Origin of the sequence: Mitsuokella sp. UBA4253 (assembly GCF_002395285.1) — a bacterium.
Classification (GTDB): domain Bacteria; phylum Bacillota; class Negativicutes; order Selenomonadales; family Selenomonadaceae; genus Mitsuokella; species Mitsuokella jalaludinii.
This window is the reverse complement of the sequence record NZ_DGWR01000009.1, coordinates 86372-106537: the sequence shown is the minus strand read 5'-3', so window position 1 is coordinate 106537 and position 20166 is coordinate 86372. Positions and strand designations below refer to the sequence as shown.

The following is a 20166-nucleotide window of genomic DNA, read 5'->3' as shown; positions in this document are numbered from 1 at the left end:
GCGGCAATAAAAAATCAGCTCCATGACCTGGAGCTGATTTTTTATTGCAGGATAATCATCGGGTTCATTCGACCCAGCGCAGGGCAACGACTTCATAGGGTCGCAGACGAGCGGCCATGCCCGGATAATTGCCGATGAGCTTCTCGCCAGCTGCGTGCAGCTCCGGCATCGCGATGTCCGATGCGCGGAAATTGCAAAGGACGAGCAGGCGCTCACTGCCGAGTGCGCGCTCATAGGCAATGACATCGTCGTTCTCCCGCTCGAGGAAGCGAATGGACCCCTCCGCAATGATGCGGTGCTCCTTGCGCAGCGCGATGAGCCTGCGGTAGAACGCGAGGATGGAGTCATCGTCCTCGCGCTCTGCCTCGACATTGATGGCAGCGTGGTTGTGATTGACGCCAAGCCACGGCGTGCCTGTGGTGAAGCCGGCCGACTCGCCTGCCGTCCACTGCATCGGCGTGCGTCCGTTGTCGCGCGAGCGCGCCCCGATGATCTTCATCGTCTCCTCCTCCGAACGGCCAGAGGCACGCAGGATGTCGTGGTATTGGAGTACACCGTCTCGCGCCATCATCCAGAGCGCTTCTGCTTCGAGGATACGGCTACACGCCATCGCACGTCATCGTGAAAAAAGACAGCGGGCCGGGACGCTCAGATGAGCTCCGGCCCGCTGTCTTTTTTCGCTTCTCGATATCAGAGCTCGAGGCCCTTTGCCTTACGCTCCTGGTATTCACGGTCGAGGATACCGAGGATCACGAGGTTCTCGTAGACGCCGTTCGTCAGGATCGTCTCGCGGATCAGGCCCTCGCGCTGCAAGCCCTCCGACTCGTAGAGGTGCAGCGCGCGCGCATTGTAGTCCTTGCAGTCGAGCCACGCGCGGTGGAACTTGAGGTCATCGAAGCCCCATGCCTTGAGGAGCTTCATCGCCTCGTGGCCGTAGCCCATGCCCTTCTTTGCGATGATGACATGCGTCCACTCGAGCTCCTTGGCAGGCGTCGTCAGCCCGTTGATGAGCAGGTAACCGACCGGCTCCTTCGTCTCGATCTCCTCGACGATGACGTCCATCGACGCCTTGCCCTCTTCAATGATCTTCGTGTGGACATCGCGGTCGAACGGCACGATGAACTTGAGGTTCTCCGGGTCGTATTCGAGCTTCAGGATGAAGTCGAGGTCATCCATTGTCGCCTTGCGGATCTGCAGGCGCTTGCCTTTGTGCAGGATTTCTGCCATGAAAAACACTCCTTTTTATACAAGTGACGCATCACTGCATCTCGTGATTTTATACTTTTCTTTTCCCACAGCTATAGTATAATAGAAATACTTTGTACTGCAAGGCCATTTGTCAAATCCGATGTGCCTTTATTCTAAAGGAGGTTATTTTCTTGTCTTATGATTGGCTGTCCTGGATTGACTGGACACACCTGATGGAGATGCTCTTCATCCCGATCTGCATCCTCGCAGCATCGCTGACGGTCGGCATCATGCTCAACAAGCTCATCAACCGCCGTATCGAGAATCACCTGAACATCGACGAGAACTCGTGGTTCTACATCTTCATCAACGCGCTGCGCGGCGTTCCCGTCTCGCTCTGCCTCGTCGTCGGCCTTTACTGGATCGTCAACACGATCAACATCATCGAGCCGCTGACGCGCCTCTTTTCCTACATCCTCTTCACCGTCATCATCCTCTCGATCACGCGCGTCGCAGCCCGCACGATCAACGGCTTCATCTCGCTGCACATCGAGAACTCCCAGCAGAAGCTGCCGAAAACGACTCTGCTCAACACGATCCTCAACGTCGTCATCTACGCGATGGGCGTGCTCGTCGTGCTCCAGTACTACGGCATCTCGATTGCCCCGATCCTCACCGCCATGGGTGTCGGTGGTATGGCCGTCGCCCTCGCGCTGCAGGAGACGCTCGCGAATATCTTCTCGGGCCTGCACCTGATCCTCTCGAAGCAGCTGCGCCTCGACGACTACATCAAGCTCAGCACGGGTGAGGAAGGACGCGTCACGGACATCACCTGGCGCTTTACGACAATCGTGCCGGCCGGCGGCGGCAACATGATTGTCATACCAAACCAGAAGATTGCCTCGTCGAACATCACGAACTACAGCATGCCGCGCAAGGACATCGTCATCAGCATTCCCGTCGGCGTCGCCTACGACAGTGACCTCGACAAAGTCGAGCGCGTGACGCTCGATGTCGCCAAGGAAGTCATGGCGCAGATCGACAAGGATGTCAAGATGGAGCCGGCCGTCCGCTTCCACACCTTCGGCGAGTCGAGCATCGACTTCAATGTCGTGCTGCACTCAAGCTACTTCGAGCATCAGTTCCTGCTCAAGCATGAATTCATCAAGGCCCTGACACGCCGCTACCGCGAGGAAGGCATCGAGATTCCGTATCCGACGCGCACGGTCCTGCAGCCGGAGGAACCCGCCACAAGATAAAGGGGCTGTGGATAAGTCAGCCCCAACATATTGTTCCCGTTTATCCACAGAAAGCCTGGGATTTATCCATCGCTTTCTGTGGATAAGTTTATTATGGAGAATCTTTATTCATTCGCTTTTTCTATCTTCACGATACCCGCCTTGAATCAGGCGACTGCATGCCTTCCCAGGATTTTGTCAAGATGAATATATATTTACTAATAGCATAAAAAATCACTTCCCCTTGTGGATAAGTAGAACTGTCAGAAAACTATATGTAGTGGGTGTCTTGACGTGTCAGCAATACATATTGTATAATTGACGCAAGTCCTCGAGACGAAACACGATTCTCGGGATGGTTAAACATACAGATTGCAAGATGGATTCAATACAGAGAAGGATTGGTGACCCCAGATGGTAGTAAACGGCATTGATGTCACGGTAAATGGACTCAACGATATCTCCGAGCAGGAGATCGTCAATTATATCGATTATGTTCAGGCTCAGACGAAGGAAAAGGTCAACAGCCTGAAGCTCTCCGCCACGAAGGACGGTCAGGTCGACATCCGCTACGAGCTCCAGCCGCAGAAATTCGAGCGCATCCGCCGCATCACGGGCTACCTCGTCGGCACCATCGACCGCTGGAATGACGCCAAGCGCGCCGAAGAGCACGATCGCGTCAAGCACGGCCTGCATTGATTGATGCAAGGAAGAGCCGCTGCCACTCCCCCCGGCAGCGGCTTTTCTATTGGGATGACCACGATAAGGAAAGGACGATTGACCATGTCACTAGATGATACGCTGCGCGTCGCTGGCCTCGTCGAAGACTCGATTGTCGACGGCGACGGCTTCCGCTTCACGATCTTCGTGCAGGGTTGCAAGCGCCGCTGCCTGAACTGCCAGAATCCGGAGACCCAACCGCTCGAAGGAGGCCACGAGGAGACGCTCGCGGAGCTCCTGCAGAAGATACGCCTGAACCCGCTGCTGACGGGCGTGACGTTCAGCGGCGGCGAGCCCTTCCTGCAGTGCGCACCGCTCGCCGAACTCGCCAGAGAGATCCACGCGGCAGGCCTCGACATCTGGAGCTACTCGGGCTACACGCTCGAAGAACTCCAGGCGCGCCACGACAAGGCGACAGATGATCTGCTCGCGGAAGTCGACGTACTCGTCGACGGTGCGTACGTCGAGGAACTGCGCAACCTCACGCTCCATTTCCGCGGCTCCTCCAACCAGCGCGTCATCGACATGAACGCCACGCGCAAGCGGGGAGAGATTGTATTGCTCTACGAAGACTGAATTACCATTTCCCGTTCTCGGAGACGAGGCGTCCTCTTGGGGTATCCAACGTTCCGCGCAGCAGGCTGAAGCTCCACTTATGGATACCCCAAGAGGACTTCACGCCCAGCATCTCCGCAAGAACTCTCATCTCGCTACTGTCAGCCATACAACCACAACACAAAATGCCAGGCATCGGAGATTTCTCTCTGATACCTGGCATTTTCTGCTATTGACAGATGTGCCACAAAGGAGCACGAAAGACGGGAACAACTGGCCAACATTGCGCGTGAGCATCTGCTAAACCTGTTTTTTGCCCTAAAATGCAACCTTACAAAAGAACTAAACGCGCGCTGCTTGGACGACGTTCTTTTGCAAGGACTCTAGTCGGCAAAAAACAGGTTCTTCACGCAGACGCTCAAAGCTCCATTTATGGCCAGCCGTTCCCTTCTTTCTCGGCAATGAGCACACTGACGCGCCATCCCACACAGCCAAGAGCAACCGGACTGAAAGCCAGCCATAGACGTTCAGCGTGGAGCTTCAGCCTGCTGCGCGGAGCGATGAGCGTCTATGGCCGACGACTCGCTTCCACAAACAGAAACGATTCTTATCTCATTTCACGACCAGCACCGGGCACTTCGACTGCTCTACGATGTACTGGCTGACACTGCCGAGCAGCACGCCCTTGACGACGCCGAGGCCGCGACTGCCCATGACGATGAGGTCCATGTCATTGCTCGTCGCGAAGTCGAGGATGACGACGGCTGGCGAGCCCGTCTCCGAGAACGCTTCCTTCTCGATGCCCGACGGCACCATCTCCATCGCGCGGTCGAGCACGACGTTGCCGGCCTTCGTCACGGCCTCGAGGATGGCGTCTGACAGGCAGGCATTGATTGCGAGCTGGTTGATGTTCGCGACGTAGAGGAAGTTGAGCTTCGCTTCACAAGCCTCTGCAATGGAAATCGCTTCCGTTACAGCACGGTCCGAACCTTCCGAACCATCGACCGGTACCAGGATATTCTTCATCATAGTATTACCCCCTTAGCATGATATCCATTATGGATGAGGATTCTCTTTGACCACGGTTACTGGGCACTTCGCCTCATAGAGGACCTGCGTGCTGACGCTCCCGAGCAGCGCTGCATGAATTGCATCGAGTCGGCGGCTGCCGACGACGATCAGGTCACTTCGCCGCTCTTCGGCAAAGTCGAGGATCGTCTGCGCCGGACTGCCGGTGCGGTGATGCGCTTCATAGAGGACTGCCTCCGGGATAAGCCGCTTCGCCCCTTCGAGGATCTTCTCGGCTTCGGGCCCGATGGGACCTGCCACGCATTCCGGCAGCCACGATACTTCATCCGCATCCGTACTGCTATCAAAATACGATACATGCAGGATGTCGACAGAAGCACCTGTCGCATCTGCAAGAATGGCGGCAAAACGCACGGCTTGGTCGGAAGCACCAGATCCGTCAACCGGAACCAGGATACGAGCCAACCTTTCCATACAATGAATCCCTCCCGTAGCATTTCTCTTTCATGGTGTATAATTCGCGAACACATGGGCAAATTCCTCTAAATTCTCCAAAAACTTCTCGTACTTTTTCAAGAAATCTCTGCTCGGCCCATCTGTAAAGTTGTAATTGACTTTTGCACGTCCGAGGTGATAAACTGGATAAAATACGAGAAGTATCGCATAAAAAGGAGGACGCAACTATGCCTGAAGAGAAGAAATCGTCGAAACGTTCGAATGCCGAGATCGTGGAGAGCACGACGATTGCCGACGTCTACCGCGCAGCCAAGCAGCTCGAGGGAGTAGCTCGGAAGACGAGGCTCATCCACAGTGACTATTTCTCCGAGCTCTGCCACAACGATGTCTATCTCAAGCCGGAGAACCTTCAGCATACGGGTGCCTTCAAGCTCCGCGGTGCCTACAACAAGATCAGCCAGCTCACACCGGAGGAGCGCGTGCGCGGCGTCATCACGGCCTCGGCCGGCAACCACGCGCAGGGCGTAGCGTACGCAGCGCGGAAGCTCGGCGTCAAGGCCGTCATCTGCATGCCGGCGACGACGCCGATCCTCAAGGTAGAGGGCACGCGCGCGCTCGGCGCGGAAGTCGTGCTGCACGGCGACGGCTTTGACGACGCCTATGCGCACAGCCTCGAGCTCCAGAAGAAGCACGGTTATGTCTACATCCACCCGTTCAACGACCTGCAGGTGCTCCTCGGCCAGGGCACAACGGCGCTCGAGATCATCGATGCGCTCAAGGATGTCGACGCCATCCTCTGCCCGATTGGCGGCGGCGGCTTCGCCTCGGGCGTCGCGCTCGCGACGAAGCTCGTCAACCCGAACGTCAAGGTCATCGGCGTCGAGCCGGAGAATGCGGCCTGCATGAAGGCGGCGCTCGCGGCTGACAAAGTCGTGACGCTCGACTCGACTGACACGGTCGCCGACGGCTGCGCCGTCAAGACAGCCGGCACGCTGACATTTGAGTTCTGCAAGAAGTACCTTGACGACATCATCACCGTCTCGGAGATCGACATCATGAACGCCCTGCTCTCACTCATCGAGAAGCACAAGCTCGTCGCAGAGGGCGCCGGCGTCCTCTCGCTCGCCGCACTCGCGAAGCTGCCGTTCCACGACAAGAAGGTCGTCTCGATCATCTCGGGCGGCAACATCGACATCTCGACCATCTCGGCGCTCATCGACAAGGCTCTGATCGCGCGCGGCCGCGTCTTCTGCTTTGCCGTCCAGCTGCCGGACAAGCCGGGCCAGCTGCTCAACGTCTCGCGCATCCTCGCCGAAGAGAATGCCAACGTCATCAAGCTCGACCACGACCAGACGAAGGTCACCGACAGCTTCAAGAAGGTCGTATTGACCGTCACCGTCGAGACGCACAACGAGCAGCACATCCAGAAGATCATCCAGGCCCTCAACGCGAACGGCTACGAAATCCAGAAAATCTACTGAGTAAACGGGCAGGAAAATCCTCTCTTCGGAGAGGTTTTTTCCGCCCGTTTTCCTGTCTGAAGATTTTTATTCTTAGAAAGATAAAACCTTTATTTTCACCATTGACTTTCTGCGAAAGCTGTCTATATAATGAGGTATCCATTCATCTTTTTTTCAGATGGAACCCATCATTTTAAACGATAAGCATAGAAAGGAAGGACAAAATGTTTCTCATCGCGCTCTCCCCAATCCTATGGCTCATCATCGCGCTGAGTGTGCTCAAGATAGCGGCCTACAAGGCTTGCCCAATCGCACTCGTCATCGCCCTGACGGCCGGCATCTTCGTCAATGACATGACGATTCCCCACGCAGTCCAGGCGACGCTCGAAGGTGTCGCACTCGCCTGCTGGCCTATCCTGCTCGTCATCATCGCCGCTATCTTCACCTACAACCTGACCCTCCAGACGAAGGCGATGGACACGATCAAGAAGATGCTGACCTCCGTCAGCAATGACCGCCGCGTGCTGATCCTGCTGATTGGCTGGGGCTTTGGCGGCTTCCTCGAGGGCATGGCCGGCTTCGGCACGGCCGTCGCGATACCAGCCGGCATGCTCGCCGGCATCGGCGTCAACCCGGTGCTCGCGGCCATGGTCTGCCTGATCGCGAACTCAGTCCCGACTGCCTACGGCTCCATCGGCATCCCGATCGTCACGCTCGGCAATGTCACGGGCATCGACCCGATACAACTCGCGACCTACACGGCTCTACAGCTCATACCGCTCACCGTCCTCTGCCCGTTTCTCATGGTCATCGTCGCAAGTCACAGCCTCAAAGGCCTCAAGGGCATGGTGCTCATGTGCCTGGCGGCCGGCGTCGGCTTTTCTGCCACAGAGCTTGCCATCGCCATGTTCATGGGCCCGGAGCTCGCCGTCGTCGGCGGTTCCATCGTCGCGATGGCCGCCATCATCGCCTGTGCCAAGCTCTTCCCCGTCAATGACCCGGAACACGCCCTGCCACCGCATGACGACGAAGCGCCCATCACGGCAGGCACGGCCGTCCGCGCCTGGATGCCATTCATCCTCATCTTCATCTTCCTTCTCATGACGTCGAAGCTCATCCCGGCCATCCATGATCCATTGAACCTCATCAAGACCAGCGTGCTGATCTACGACGGCCCCGGCGGTGAACCGTACACCTTCACCTGGCTCGCAACGCCCGGTGTTCTCATCCTGCTCGCGGCCTTCATCGGTGGTACCATCCAGGGTGCCGGCTTCGGCAGCATGGTGGGCTGCCTGCGCCGCACGGCTTGGAACCTGCGCTTCACCATCATCACGATCATCACGGTCATCGCCACGGCTAAGGTCATGGGCTATGCGGGCATGACGCACGAGATTGCGGAGACGGCCGTCGCCGCGACGGGCACGATGTACCCGTTCATCGCCGCCTTCATCGGCTCCATCGGCACGTTCATCACGGGCTCCGCTACCTCGTCCTGCGTCCTCTTCGGCAAGCTGCAGACGGACTCGGCCATGGCCATCGGCGCGAGCGAGAGCGTCCAGGCCTGGATTGCCGCCTCGAATCCGCTGGGCGCCTGCGCCGGCAAGATGATCTCCCCGCAGAACATCGCGATTGCCGTCGCCGCCATCGGCACGGTCGGCTGCGAGGGCAAGCTCCTGTACTTCGCCGTCAAGATCTACATCCCGTTCGTCATCATCATGGGATGCATCGTCTACTTCGGTCAGTCCCTCGTCGGCTGAGCCGTCAAGCAAGAGAGCCTTCCCCTTCTCGGGGAGGGCTTTTTTCGTCTCTTGTGTTATACTATAGGTATTATGTTCTACAATAAAGATGGAGAGAAGGAGTTTTTCTTTGGATTTATCAAGACTCACGACGGAGCGCCGCAACCCGGCCTCCGCTCATATCGACAGCTGCACGACGCTCGAGATGGTCACGATCATGCAGCAGGAGGACAGCAAGATCGCCTCGGCCATTGAGAAGATCCTGCCGGAGATTGCCCGGGCCATTGATGCGACGAGCCAGCGCCTCGAAAATGGCGGCCGTCTCTTCTACCTCGGCGCGGGCACCTCGGGCCGTCTCGGCATCCTTGACGCCTCCGAATGCCCGCCGACGTACGGCACGGACCCCGAGCTCGTGCAGGGGCTCATCGCGGGCGGCATTCCCGCGATCTTCCGCGCGCAGGAAGGTGCCGAGGACAACCCGGGCCTCGCCGTCCACGACCTCAAAGAGCACGGCTTCTCCGCGAAAGACGTTCTCGTCGGCATCGCGGCGTCGGGCCGCACGCCCTACGTCATCGGAGGGCTGAAGTACGCAAGAGAGCTCGGCGCGCTGACGATTGCGCTCGCGTGCAGTGAGCACGCAGAGATCGCCGCGCTCGCCGACATCGCCCTGACGCCTGTCACGGGGCCTGAAGTCGTCACAGGCTCGACGCGCATGAAGGCGGGCACGGCCCAGAAGCTCGTGCTCAACATGCTCTCGACCGGCACGATGATCAAGCTCGGCAAGGTCTACGGCAACCTCATGGTCGACGTCAAGGCCAGCAACAAGAAACTCGAGGAGCGCGCCATCCGCATCGTCATGGAAGGCAGTGGCTGCGAGCGCACAGAGGCGGAGAAGGCCCTCAAGGGGGCCGACGGCCACGCCAAACTCGCCATCCTCATGGTCGTCGCAGGCGTCTCCGCTAGCGAGGGCAAGGCATTGCTCGAGCGCACGAGCGGCCATCTAGCAGCCGCCATCCGCCTGGCCGCAGGAGGGATGAATGCATGAACTACAATCATATCGCCAAACAAGTCTTCTCTCTTGTGGGCCCTACCGACAACATCCTATCGGCCACGCACTGCATGACGAGGCTGCGCCTCGTGCTGCACGCGAAGAGCCCCGAGCAAATTGAAGCGCTCAAGAAGGTCGAGGGCGTGCTCGGCGTCTACGACGCGGGCGAAGAGCTGCAGATCATCTTCGGCCCGGGGCGCGTCGACCGCGTGACTGAGGCCTTCCTGAAGGAACTCGAAGCGGCACGCGCTAGCGCTTCCCCAGCATCACCATCCTCTGCTGGCCGTCCGACTGCCGGCAAAGTCGGACTGTCGGACGGTGCACAGTCAGTCGGACCGTCCACCGCGACTTCTCTCTCGGAGTCATCAGACAGACCGGAGATTGGCGACGGCAAGGCGCTGCACGCGAAGATTCGCGCCAAGAACGCGACGCCCGTCAAGCTGCTCTTCAAGCGCATCGCGAGCATCTTCATCCCGCTCATACCGGCCTTCATCGCCTGCGGCCTCATCAGCGGCACCTTGAATGTCGTCAGCAAAGTTGAACCTGCATTTACCCAGACGGCCGTCTACCAGCTGCTCGCCATCGGCGGCAGCACCGTCTTCTGGGGCATGAACCTCTTCGTCGGCTACAACGCCGCCAAGGAGTTTGGCGGCACGCCGATACTCGGCGGCATCCTCGGCGCGCTGCTCGCCCATCCCGCACTCGCCTCGGTCGAACTCACGGACGGTCCGCTCGTGCCGGGGCGCGGCGGCGTCATCTCCGTGCTGCTCGTCGCTGCGCTCGCCGCCGCGCTCGAAAAGCAACTGCGCCGCATCATCCCCGAGATGTTCAGCCTCTTCCTCACGCCGCTCTTCACCTTCCTAATCTCAGGCACCGTTGCCATCTGCGTGCTGCAGCCTCTAGGCGGCTTCCTGTCCGACTGCATCGGCACGGCGGCCACGAGCGCCATCGGCTCTGGCGGCGCCGTCACGGGCTTCATCCTCGGCGGCACCTTCCTGCCGATGGTCATGCTCGGCATCCATCAGACGCTCACGCCGATCCACGCGGAGCTCCTCTCGCGCTACGGCGTCACGATCCTCCTGCCCGTGCTCGCCATGGCCGGCGCGGGACAGGTCGGCGCGAGCTTTGCCGTCTACTGCAAGACGAAGAACCACTTCCTCAAGAAGACGATTGCCTCGGCACTGCCCGTCGGCATCATGGGGGTCGGTGAGCCTTTGATCTACGGCGTAACGCTGCCGCTCGGCAAGCCCTTCATCGGCGCCTGCATCGGTGGTGCCTGCGGCGGTGCCGTGCAGGCGCAGTTCATGGTCGGCGCCGCCACGCTCGGCATCTCCGGCCTGCCGCTCGCCGCAGCAACAGACCAGATCCCCGTCTACCTCTTAGGCCTCATCACAGCCTACATCGGCGGCTTCATCGCAACGTGGCTCATCGGCTTCGATGACCCGCCAGAGGAAAAATGACAACCTTCCCCTGTCAGACGCATATGCAAACAGAAAGGGAGTTTTACATGGATATGGATAATGGAATCTCGCTCTATCCCGGCCTCGACAACACGCCAGCGGAGAATCTGGCACTCTTGGAAGAGGCCGCGCATGATGGCATCCGGCGCATCTTCACCTCACTGCACATCCCTGAGACGGATGTCAGCGCACTCAAGCAGGAGATCGGCACGCTGCTGCAGGCGGCGCGCCGCCACGGCATGGAAGTCATCTCCGACGTCTCGCCGGCGACCTGCCAGCTGCTCGACCTGCCCGACTTCAACCCGACTTCATTCCGCATGCTCGGCATTACGACGCTGCGCCTCGACTACGGCTTCTCCGCCGAGGAGATCGCGCGCCTCACGCACCGCTTCCCCGAGATGCGCTTCCAACTCAACGCCTCGACGATCACGCGACGCATCCTCAAGGACCTGCAGGATGCCGGCACGGACTTCTCGCGCATCGACGCCCTGCACAACTTCTACCCGCGCCGCGGCACGGGCCTCAGCGAGCAGAGCCTCGTCCACGCCAACATCCTGCTGCACCGCTACGGCATCCGCGTCGGCGCCTTCGTCGCGAGCCAGGGGCGCCGACGCTCGCCGCTCAAGGACGGCCTGCCGACACTAGAAGAGCACCGCGACGAGGCAGCCGAGCTCTCCGCCCGCCACCTCGTCGCGCTCGGCTGCGACTCCGTCTTCCTCGCCGACTCCCTGCCGACGGCTGAAGAGATCCAGGGCATCGGCCAGCTCCAGGGCGACCAGGTCACGCTGCACGCGCGCTACATGACGAAGGACCCCGTCCAGCGCGAACTCCTCGCTCACACCTTCACCGCGCGCCTCGACGAAGCGCGCGACGCCATCCGCGCGCAGGAGAGCCGCCGGCTGCTGCGCGAGATGCACGCCAGAGTCCTGCCCGACAACGCGACGACACACCCCATAGGCGCCATCACCATCGACAACGAAGGCTACGGCCGCTACATGGGCGAACTCCAGATCATCCGCATGCCGCAACCAGCCGACCCGCGCACGAACGTCGCCGCCATGGTCGACGAGAGTGAGTGCAACCTGCTGCAGTACATCACACCGGGAAGAAAATTTTCGTTCCGGTTCGCCCCTGAAACTGATATAATATAACTATATACCCTATGCGAGAGGAAATACGAAACAAATGGACGATACCATCAAAAATGAAGACCGTTGCGCGCTCTGCGAGATCAATCACCCGCATCCCGAGCGGATCCAATACGCACTGACCCACAAGCTCGACGACGAGACGAGCCTGCGCCTGTCGGAGCTCTTCAAGGTGCTCGGCGACAAGACGCGCATCAAGCTGCTCTCCTTGCTCGTTGTCGAAGAGGAGATGTGCGTCTGCGACATCGCCGAAGCCCTGCAGATGGGCCAGTCGGCCATCTCGCACCAGCTGCGCGTCCTGCGCACGGCCAGGCTCGTCAAGTACCGCAAGGACGGCAAGGAAGCCTGGTATTCCCTCGCAGACGACCACGTCGTCAAGCTCATGTGCCAGGGACTCGACCACGTGCGCGAATCCTGACACATCATCCCCGTTGACCCTTGTTACCCTTGGAAAGGACTCGATCGTATGCACAGGAGTCATCTCATGAAAGCCGGCCTGCTCGCCGGACTCTTTTCCGTGCTGTTCTCAGCCACCGTCTTTGCCGCCCCCGTCCTCAAGATCAATTCCTCCGGACGCGACGTCATGCTACTGCAGCAGAAGCTCCAGAACGTCGGCTACACGATCAAGGACATCGACGGCATCTTCGGCGAAGAGACGAAGCGCGTCGTCACGCAGTTCCAGAAGGACAACAACCTGCGCGCGACAGGCGTCGTCAACAACGCGACCTGGCGCGCCCTCAAAGATACAAAGTCCATCCACCACGGCTCAATCAAGGATAAGGAAGCCCTGCTCGAGCGCCTGAAGAGCACGGCGCCGAACTACGGCCCGACCGTGCCCAACAACAAGCCGATCCTCGAGCGCAGCAAGGTCAGCAGCATCATCTCGACAGCCAAGTCGTACATCGGCGTGCCCTACAGCTTCGGCGGCGCGACGCCAAAGGCCTTTGACTGCTCCGGCTACCTGCAGTATGTCTTCGGCAAGAACGGCATCAGCATCCCGCGTCTCGCCGACGACCAGTACCGCCTCGGCCTGCGCACGACGAGCAAGAGCCAGCTCGAGCCCGGCGACCTCGTCTTCTTCACCACCTACGAGCCCGGCCCCTCCCACTGCGGCATCTACCTCGGCGACGACCAGTTCATCCACGCCTCCTCCAGCCGCGGCGTCCGCATCGACAGCCTCTCCAACAGCTACTGGCAGCCGCGCTACATCGGCGGCAAGCACATCATCAAATGAAAATAGGAGATACCGGATGGTATCTCCTATTTTTTTGCGCCGTTTCTCATATCAAGTTCAGGAACGCCTCGTGTAGCCGCGTGTCGTGTCCGACTTCGGGATGAAAGGCGAGTGCCAGCTGCTGGCCATAGCACACGGCAGTGATATGGCCGTCTGTCTCGGAAAGCACTTCGACGCCTGGGCCGGCCGCTTCGATGTACGGCGCGCGGATGAAATTCTGGCGCATCGTGCCGATGTGGCGGACATCGGCCTCCGTGACGAAACTGCCGAGCTGGCGGCCGTAGGCGTTGCGGCGCACGGTGACGGGCAGCGTCTTGAAGCACGTGCGCGCATCGTTGCTCAGGTGCTCGGCCAGCAGGATAAGGCCGGCGCACGTCGCGAGCACGGGCATGCCCTCCTCGATCCAGGACTTGATGGGTGCGAGCATACCACTCTCCATGAGCAGCTTGCGCTGGACCGTGCTCTCGCCGCCCGGCAGCACGAGGCCATCCGGCTTCTGTCCGAGGTCGGCTGCGCTGCGCAGCTCGCGGCACTCCGCGCCGATAGAGCAGAGCATCGCTTCGTGTTCGGCAAAGGCGCCCTGCACGGCGAGCACGCCGATTCTCTTTGCCATATCATTTCCCCCGTTCTGCCATCAAGAGCGCAATCTCCTCCTCGTTGATTCCGACCATGGCCTCGCCGAGGTCTTCGGAAAGCGCTGCGATGATCTTCGGGTCCTCGTAGTTCGTCACGGCCTGCACGATGGCGCGAGCGCGCTTTGCCGGATTGCCCGACTTGAAGATGCCCGAGCCGACGAAGACGCCCTCGGCACCGAGCTGCATCATCAGCGCGGCATCGGCAGGCGTCGCGACGCCGCCCGCAGCGAAGTTGACGACCGGCAGGCGGCCATTGTCGTGGACATACCGAACGAGCGCGTACGGCACAGCGAGTGCCTTGGCCGCCTCAAAGAGCTCATCCTCGCGCTTTGCCGTCAGCGCGGCAATCTGGGAGTTGATCTTGCGCATGTGGCGCACGGCCTGCACGACATCGCCTGTGCCCGGCTCGCCCTTCGTGCGGATCATCGAGGCGCCCTCCGCGATGCGGCGCAGCGCTTCACCGAGGTCGCGCGCACCGCAGACGAACGGCACACGGAACTTGCGCTTGTCGATGTGATAGACATCATCGGCCGGCGAGAGGACCTCGCTCTCGTCGATGTAGTCAATATCGATGGCCTCAAGCACCTGCGCTTCGACGAAGTGACCGATGCGACACTTGGCCATGACCGGGATGGAGACGGCCTGCTGGATGCCCTTGATCATCTTCGGATCGCTCATGCGCGAGACACCGCCCGCCGCGCGGATGTCAGCCGGGATGCGCTCGAGCGCCATGACGGCACAGGCACCGGCCTCCTCCGCGATCTGCGCCTGCTCCGGTGTCGTGACGTCCATGATGACGCCGCCCTTGAGCATCTGGGCGAGCTGCTTGTTGAGTTCATAGCGATTGTCAAATTATTCTGCCATATCGATTCCTCCATCTCTCTTGCTGTGCACTGGAATGATTACATTCCCCAGTATACGCCTTTCTGGTTTTATCAAAAGTCTCAATCTACTTTATTTTCGCAAGGTCAAAAAACACGGTCATCCCACCTCCTGGTCAAAGCGACGGAAGAAATCTGGCCTTGCCTTGCAGGAATAGACTGACCCTAACGCGAATGAACAACAAAAGGTAATTTTCCAGAAAAAGAAATGAGGGAATCAAATGCTTTATACTATCGAGAACGACGAGCTCTGCGTGCAAGTGCGCGACCACGGCGCGGAACTGCGCTCCATCAAGGAACGCGAGGACGAGACGGAATACCTCTGGAACGGCGACCCGACCTGGTGGCGCTACAGCTCACCGGTGCTCTTCCCGATCGTCGGCAAGCTCAAGGACAACAAGTACCGTGTGGGCGGCAAGACGTACGAACTGCCGAGCCACGGCCTCGGCCGCATCTCCGATTTCCAGCTTGTCGAGAAAGAGGCGGACCGCATCGCCTTCTCGCTCTGCTGGACGGAGGAATCGCTCGCGCACTATCCGTGGAAATTCGAGCTCCAGGTGGCCTACGAACTCCACGGGAAACAGGTCAAGGTCATCTGGACGGTGCACAACCACGACGACCACGAGATGATCTACTCAATCGGCGCACACGGCGCCTTCCGCTGCCCGATCGTGCACGGGGAAGCATTCTCCGACTATTACCTCGAGTTCAACCATGAAGAGGATGCGCCGAACATGCCTCTCAACAAGGAGGGCCAGTACCTTCGCGCGCATGGCACGAAACCGCTCAAGGGTACGCGCCTGCCGCTCTGCTATGAAGAATTCAAGGACGACGTCCTCGCCTACCACAATCTCAAGTCGGACAAGGTCACGCTGCGCTCGACAAAGAGCGATAAGTCGCTGTCTGTCATCGCCAAGGACTTCCCCTACTGGGGCTTCTGGACCCCGGGCCAGGGCGGCGCGCCGTTCATCTGCATCGAGCCATGGCACGGCCACGCCGACTACGAGGACTTCGATGGCGACTTCGCCGACCGCGAGGGAAGTGAACGCCTCGCAGCAGGCGAAGAAGCGGTGTTCAGCTATACGATTGAGATTGGCTGACACAGTGAATCTGCAGCAGGGCAGCAGGGCCCTGCCACCCTGCCGCCATGTCGCGATTGACCATTGAGGCCGCACAAATCCCACGAAAAAAACGCTGGCAAAAGCTGTCAGCGTTTTTGTGTGCAAGAAAACGGGCGATGCGCTAGCCAGAGGGACGAGGCTGGCCAGAAGCGGAGCGTTGAGGCCCTGCGTGAAGAACCGATTTTTTGCCATCCCGCCCTTGCCAAAGAGCGTCGTCCAAGCAACGCGCGTTTAGCTCTTTGGCAAGGATTGATTCTGAGGCAAAAAATCGGTTTAGCAGGGGCTCATCGCGCAGTGCTGGCCAGCCCCGTCCCGTCGGCGTCAACTTTGCAAAAACTCAGCAGCGGCTCTCTGCCACTGCCTTGAAGGCCTTGCCTGCCGCCTCGATCGTGCGGTCGATATCTTCGTCACTGTGCGCGCCGGACATGAAGAGCGTCTCGAACTGCGACGGTGCGAGGTAGATGCCCTGCTCGAGCATGCTCTTGAACCAGACCTTGAAGGCTTCCTGATCCGAAGCACACGAGTCATCGTAGTTGTAGACCTCATGCTCGTTGAAGAAGATGCCGAACATCGAACCGGCCTGATGTGCCTGGATCGTGACGCCGGCTTCCTTGGCCTTCTCGAGCCAGCCGAGCAGGAGCTTCTTCGTCTTGAGCGTCAGCATGCGGCTGTAATCGGCCTCGCCCGGCTCCGGCTCTGCTGTGATGATCTTGAGCGTCTCGATGCCGGCAGTCATTGCGAGCGGGTTGCCCGAGAGCGTGCCCGCCTGGTAGACGGGGCCCGCCGGCGAGACCTTCATCATGATGTCGCGTCGTCCGCCGTAGGCCGCGACCGGCAGGCCGCCGCCGATGATCTTGCCGAGGCACGTGAGGTCCGGCGTGATGCCATAGGCCGCCTGTGCGCCGCCGAGCGATGCGCGGAAGCCGCACATGACTTCATCGAAGATCAGGATCGTGCCGTGTGCCTGCGTGAGCTCGCGGATCTTGCGCAGGTAGCCCTGCTTCGGCGGCACGCAGCCCATGTTGCCCGCAACCGGCTCGATGATGACCGCTGCGATCTCGTCGCCCATCTCATCCATGACCTTCGTGATGGCCTCGACATCATTGTAGGGTACCGAGATCGTGTCCGCCGCCGTGCCCTTTGTGACGCCCGGCGAACTCGGCACGCCGAACGTCGCCATGCCCGAACCGGCATTGACGAGCAGGCTGTCGCTGTGGCCGTGGTAGCAGCCGATGAACTTGACGATCTTCTCGCGCCCTGTGTAGCCGCGCGCCAAGCGCAGCGCGCTCATCGTTGCCTCCGTGCCCGAGTTGACCATGCGAATGACCTCGATAGACGGGTAGACCTGCATGACGAGCTTCGCGAGCTCCGACTCTAAGAGCGTCGGGGCGCCGTAGCTCGTGCCGCGCGTCGCCGCCTCCTGCAGCGCCTTGACGACGTTCGGGTGAGCATGGCCGACGACCATCGGGCCCCATGAGCCCACGTAGTCGATGTATTCATTGCCGTCGATGTCGAAGATGCGGTCCCCCTTCGCCTTCGCGATGAACGGCGGGTTGCAGTCGACATTGGCGTACGAGCGGACCGGGCTGTTGACGCCGCCCGGCATGAGCGTCTTGGCTTCGTTGAAAGCCGCCAGAGATTTTTCGAGATTCAGCATGTCTTACTCCTCTTCCTTGAGCCACTTTGCCGCATCCAGTGCGTGGTACGTGATGATGATGTCCGCACCGGCGCGCTTCATGCTCGTCAGCGTCTCGAGCACGATGCGCTTCTCGTCGATCCAGCCGTTCGCCGCCGCAGCCTTGACCATCGCGTACTCGCCGCTGACATTGTAGACGGCGACTGGATGATGGATGTGGTCGCGAACCTGGCGCACGACATCGAGGTAGGCGAGTGCCGGCTTGACCATGATGATGTCAGCGCCTTCCATGAGGTCGAGGTCGACTTCCTTGAGGGCCTCGCGCGCATTGGCCGGATCCATCTGGTACTGGCGGCGGTCGCCGAACTGCGGCGCGCTGTCGGCAGCATCGCGGAACGGGCCGTAGTAGCCCGAAGCGTACTTGACGGCGTAGCTCATGATGGAGACGTTGATGAAGCCATGCGCGTCGAGCGCTTCGCGGATGGCGGCGACGCGGCCGTCCATCATGTCGGACGGCGCGATGATGTCAGCGCCGGCCTCAGCCTGCGAGACGGCGACTTTCTGCAGGAGTTTGAGCGTCTTGTCGTTGTCGACGTAATGGCCCTCGAGATGGCCGCAGTGGCCATGCGTCGTGTACTGGCAGAGGCAGACATCGCCGATAATCATGAGCTCTGGCACCGCGGTCTTGATGGCCTTGATGGCGCGCTGCACCGGGCTCGTCGGGTCCCAGGCCGAAGAGCCGTCTGCATCCTTGTACTCCGGCAGGCCGAAGACCTCGACGGCGGGAATGCCGAGTGCGGCAATCTCCTTGGCAAGCTCGACGGCATTGTCGACCGAGAGATGGTAGCAGTTCGGCATGCTCGGGATCTCTTCCTTGACATGCTCACCCGGAACGACAAAGATCGGGTAGACAAAATCCTTCGCCGAGAGAGTCGTCTCCCGGACCATGGCGCGCATGGCCGGCGTGATGCGCATGCGGCGCGGACGAAGCTTCTGGTTATACATAACAACATCTCCTAAATACATAGATGTCTGGCAGATACCTGCCATGGCAATCGCAGAACAGAATGAAGTCGGCTCTCGCCTTTGCTCAGACGAGGCTTTCGCGCATGGCCTCGACGAGACCTTCGATGGTGTACGTCGAAGCCACGATGGCGGGCTCGATGCCGTGCCGGCGGGCCGTCTCGGCCGTCACCGGGCCGATGCAGGCGGTCTTGACGCCCGCGAGCGGCTCAATGCCGCCGAGCAGCTTGACGAGGTTCTCGACGGTCGAGGAGCTCGTGAACGTCACGAAGTCGATGGCGCCGCGCTCGAGCTCATCCCGGAGTGCCGCGCGCTCTTCCTCACTCGTTTCGGCCATGACCGTCTGGTAGACCGGCACGACGTCGACCTCGGCCCCCTGCTCGCGCAGTTTCTCGGGCAGGATCTCGCGCGCTGCCGCAGCGCGCGGCAGGAGGATCTTCGCGTGCGGCGGCAGCTTGCCTTTGAGGGCTTCTAAGATGCCCTCTGCGCGGAACTCCTGCGGCATGACGTCGGCGCGGATGCCGTACGAGGCGAGCTTCCCCGCCGTCGTCTTCCCGATGGCCGCAACCTTCGCGTAGCCGAGTGCGCGGACATCGCGGCCCGCGGCGAAGAGGCGCTCCATGAAGCGCTCGACGCCGTTCGTGCTCGTGAAGATCAGCCACTGGTAGGCGTCGATTCCTGCGATGGCCGCATCGACGGCCGCATAGCCGTCATCCGGCGCAGCGATCGCGATGGCCGGCTTCTCGATGACGCGGGCACCGAGGTCTTCGAGGCACGCAGTGAGCTTCGATGCCTGGCTGCGCGCGCGCGTGACGAGCACCGTCCGCCCGAAGAGCGGCTTCTGGCTCAGCTTATCGAACCACTGCAGGTTCTCGCGCAGCTTGACGACCTCGCCGACGATGAAGATGGCCGGCGGCTTGAGTCCCTTCCGCTTGACGTCCTCAGCGGCCGTGCCGACCGTCGTCATGAGGACTTCCTGCTCCGGCTTCGTGCCCCAGCGTATGACGGCTGCCGGCGTATCTGCCGGGCGTCCGTTCTCTATGAGCTCTTCCGTGATGTGCGGCAGATTGGCGACGCCCATGAGGAAGACGAGCGTGTCGACACCCGTCGCCAGCTTGTCCCAGCGGATGTTGCTCTTGCCCTTCGTCGGGTCCTCATGGCCCGTGACGACGGCAAACGACGTCGCGATGCCGCGGTGCGTGACGGGGATGCCCGCATAAGCCGGCACCGAGATGGCCGAGGTGATGCCCGGCACGACCTCAAAAGGCAGGCCGTTCTCCTCGAGCAGCAGACCCTCTTCGCCGCCGCGGCCGAAGACGAAGGGATCGCCGCCCTTGAGGCGCACGACTGTCTTGCCCTCTTTCGCCTTGTCGACGAGCAGCTGATTGATGTCCGGCTGCTTCATCGTGTGGTGGCTCGACGCCTTGCCGACGTAGATGAACTCGGCATCGCGCGGCGCCCAGCCGAGGATGCGGTCATCCGCGAGGCGGTCGTAGACAACGACCTCGGCGCGCTTCAGGCAGTCGACTGCCTTGAGGCTGATGAGGCGGTAGTCCCCAGGACCAGCCCCGACCAGATATACCATACCTGCCATAATA

General features: G+C 60.4%; 19 protein-coding genes and 1 pseudogene. 11 read left to right on the top strand and 9 right to left on the bottom strand.

Going from position 1 to position 20166, the window contains the following annotated elements; genetic code table 11:
* Nucleotides 1-64: 64 nt before the first annotated feature.
* Together B2X55_RS04725 and B2X55_RS04720 are read right to left on the bottom strand one after the other, a co-directional pair.
* Nucleotides 65-610 (bottom strand): alpha-glucosidase C-terminal domain-containing protein, encoded by a 546-nt coding sequence (locus B2X55_RS04725; RefSeq protein WP_286821076.1) that lies wholly within the window; start codon nucleotides 608-610, stop codon nucleotides 65-67.
* Between the two features lie 80 nt (nucleotides 611-690).
* Nucleotides 691-1227 carry a GNAT family N-acetyltransferase gene (locus tag B2X55_RS04720; protein ID WP_036376312.1) on the bottom strand — a complete coding sequence of 179 codons (537 nt, stop codon included), beginning with the start codon at nucleotides 1225-1227 and terminating at the stop codon, nucleotides 691-693.
* Nucleotides 1228-1421: 194 nt separating this feature from the next.
* Between B2X55_RS04720 and B2X55_RS04715 the strand changes: the two genes are divergently transcribed.
* From B2X55_RS04715 to nrdG, 3 genes are all read left to right on the top strand, one after another.
* Complete coding sequence (locus B2X55_RS04715) at nucleotides 1422-2447, top strand: mechanosensitive ion channel family protein (protein ID WP_286821095.1); 1026 nt, start codon at nucleotides 1422-1424, stop codon at nucleotides 2445-2447.
* A 393-nt stretch (nucleotides 2448-2840) separates the two neighbouring features.
* Nucleotides 2841-3125, top strand: a complete 285-nt coding sequence (gene nrdD, locus B2X55_RS04710) for an anaerobic ribonucleoside-triphosphate reductase (protein WP_036376309.1) — start codon at nucleotides 2841-2843, stop codon at nucleotides 3123-3125.
* A gap of 84 nt (nucleotides 3126-3209) precedes the next feature.
* Nucleotides 3210-3722, top strand: coding sequence for an anaerobic ribonucleoside-triphosphate reductase activating protein (gene nrdG, locus B2X55_RS04705; protein ID WP_286821075.1), 513 nt, complete (start codon nucleotides 3210-3212; stop codon nucleotides 3720-3722).
* Nucleotides 3723-4313: 591 nt separating this feature from the next.
* Here the strand turns inward: nrdG and B2X55_RS04700 are convergent.
* On the bottom strand, nucleotides 4314-4730 hold the full coding sequence (locus tag B2X55_RS04700; protein ID WP_005840368.1) for a universal stress protein: 417 nt from the start codon (nucleotides 4728-4730) through the stop codon (nucleotides 4314-4316).
* A gap of 27 nt (nucleotides 4731-4757) precedes the next feature.
* Nucleotides 4758-5204, bottom strand: coding sequence for a universal stress protein (locus B2X55_RS04695; protein WP_278520528.1), 447 nt, complete (start codon nucleotides 5202-5204; stop codon nucleotides 4758-4760).
* Nucleotides 5205-5413: 209 nt separating this feature from the next.
* On the opposite strand from B2X55_RS04695, the gene ilvA reads away from it, so the two are divergent.
* The 7 genes from ilvA to B2X55_RS04660 all read left to right on the top strand — a co-directional run bounded on the left by ilvA (nucleotide 5414) and on the right by B2X55_RS04660 (nucleotide 13272).
* Nucleotides 5414-6667, top strand: coding sequence for a threonine ammonia-lyase (ilvA, locus tag B2X55_RS04690; protein WP_286821073.1), 1254 nt, complete (start codon nucleotides 5414-5416; stop codon nucleotides 6665-6667).
* Nucleotides 6668-6870: 203 nt separating this feature from the next.
* The gene (locus tag B2X55_RS04685; RefSeq protein ID WP_226867675.1) at nucleotides 6871-8403 is read left to right on the top strand and encodes an L-lactate permease; all 1533 of its coding nucleotides are present in this window, start codon (nucleotides 6871-6873) and stop codon (nucleotides 8401-8403) included.
* A gap of 88 nt (nucleotides 8404-8491) precedes the next feature.
* Nucleotides 8492-9427, top strand: a complete 936-nt coding sequence (gene murQ / locus B2X55_RS04680; protein WP_286821072.1) for an N-acetylmuramic acid 6-phosphate etherase — start codon at nucleotides 8492-8494, stop codon at nucleotides 9425-9427.
* The gene (locus B2X55_RS04675; RefSeq protein WP_286821070.1) at nucleotides 9424-10890 is read left to right on the top strand and encodes a PTS transporter subunit EIIC; all 1467 of its coding nucleotides are present in this window, start codon (nucleotides 9424-9426) and stop codon (nucleotides 10888-10890) included. Before murQ ends, B2X55_RS04675 begins: the two co-directional genes overlap by 4 nt.
* A 53-nt stretch (nucleotides 10891-10943) precedes the next feature.
* On the top strand, nucleotides 10944-12041 hold the full coding sequence (locus tag B2X55_RS04670) for a DUF871 domain-containing protein (RefSeq protein ID WP_286821069.1): 1098 nt from the start codon (nucleotides 10944-10946) through the stop codon (nucleotides 12039-12041).
* 34 nt (nucleotides 12042-12075) lie between these two features.
* Nucleotides 12076-12456 carry an ArsR/SmtB family transcription factor gene (locus B2X55_RS04665; protein WP_286821068.1) on the top strand — a complete coding sequence of 127 codons (381 nt, stop codon included), beginning with the start codon at nucleotides 12076-12078 and terminating at the stop codon, nucleotides 12454-12456.
* 66 nt (nucleotides 12457-12522) lie between these two features.
* Nucleotides 12523-13272 carry an NlpC/P60 family protein gene (locus B2X55_RS04660; RefSeq protein ID WP_286821067.1) on the top strand — a complete coding sequence of 250 codons (750 nt, stop codon included), beginning with the start codon at nucleotides 12523-12525 and terminating at the stop codon, nucleotides 13270-13272.
* A 46-nt stretch (nucleotides 13273-13318) separates the two neighbouring features.
* Here B2X55_RS04660 and pdxT read toward each other — a convergent pair whose 3' ends face one another.
* Both pdxT and pdxS read right to left on the bottom strand, forming a co-directional pair.
* Complete coding sequence (gene pdxT, locus B2X55_RS04655; protein ID WP_286821065.1) at nucleotides 13319-13885, bottom strand: pyridoxal 5'-phosphate synthase glutaminase subunit PdxT; 567 nt, start codon at nucleotides 13883-13885, stop codon at nucleotides 13319-13321.
* 1 nt (nucleotide 13886) lies between these two features.
* Nucleotides 13887-14756 (bottom strand): annotated as a pseudogene (gene pdxS, locus B2X55_RS04650) (pyridoxal 5'-phosphate synthase lyase subunit PdxS); the annotation flags it as partial.
* A gap of 253 nt (nucleotides 14757-15009) precedes the next feature.
* Here pdxS and B2X55_RS04645 point away from each other — a divergent pair.
* Nucleotides 15010-15888: an aldose 1-epimerase family protein gene (locus B2X55_RS04645; RefSeq protein WP_286821064.1), complete on the top strand. Its 879-nt coding sequence runs from the start codon at nucleotides 15010-15012 to the stop codon at nucleotides 15886-15888.
* A gap of 358 nt (nucleotides 15889-16246) precedes the next feature.
* Here B2X55_RS04645 and hemL read toward each other — a convergent pair whose 3' ends face one another.
* The 3 genes from hemL to cobA all read right to left on the bottom strand — a co-directional run bounded on the left by hemL (nucleotide 16247) and on the right by cobA (nucleotide 20162).
* Nucleotides 16247-17566 carry a glutamate-1-semialdehyde 2,1-aminomutase gene (hemL, locus tag B2X55_RS04640; protein WP_286821063.1) on the bottom strand — a complete coding sequence of 440 codons (1320 nt, stop codon included), beginning with the start codon at nucleotides 17564-17566 and terminating at the stop codon, nucleotides 16247-16249.
* Nucleotides 17567-17569: 3 nt separating this feature from the next.
* Nucleotides 17570-18550: a porphobilinogen synthase gene (hemB, locus tag B2X55_RS04635; protein ID WP_286821062.1), complete on the bottom strand. Its 981-nt coding sequence runs from the start codon at nucleotides 18548-18550 to the stop codon at nucleotides 17570-17572.
* A gap of 85 nt (nucleotides 18551-18635) precedes the next feature.
* Nucleotides 18636-20162: a uroporphyrinogen-III C-methyltransferase gene (gene cobA / locus B2X55_RS04630; protein ID WP_286821061.1), complete on the bottom strand. Its 1527-nt coding sequence runs from the start codon at nucleotides 20160-20162 to the stop codon at nucleotides 18636-18638.
* Between the last annotated feature and the right edge of the window lie 4 nt (nucleotides 20163-20166).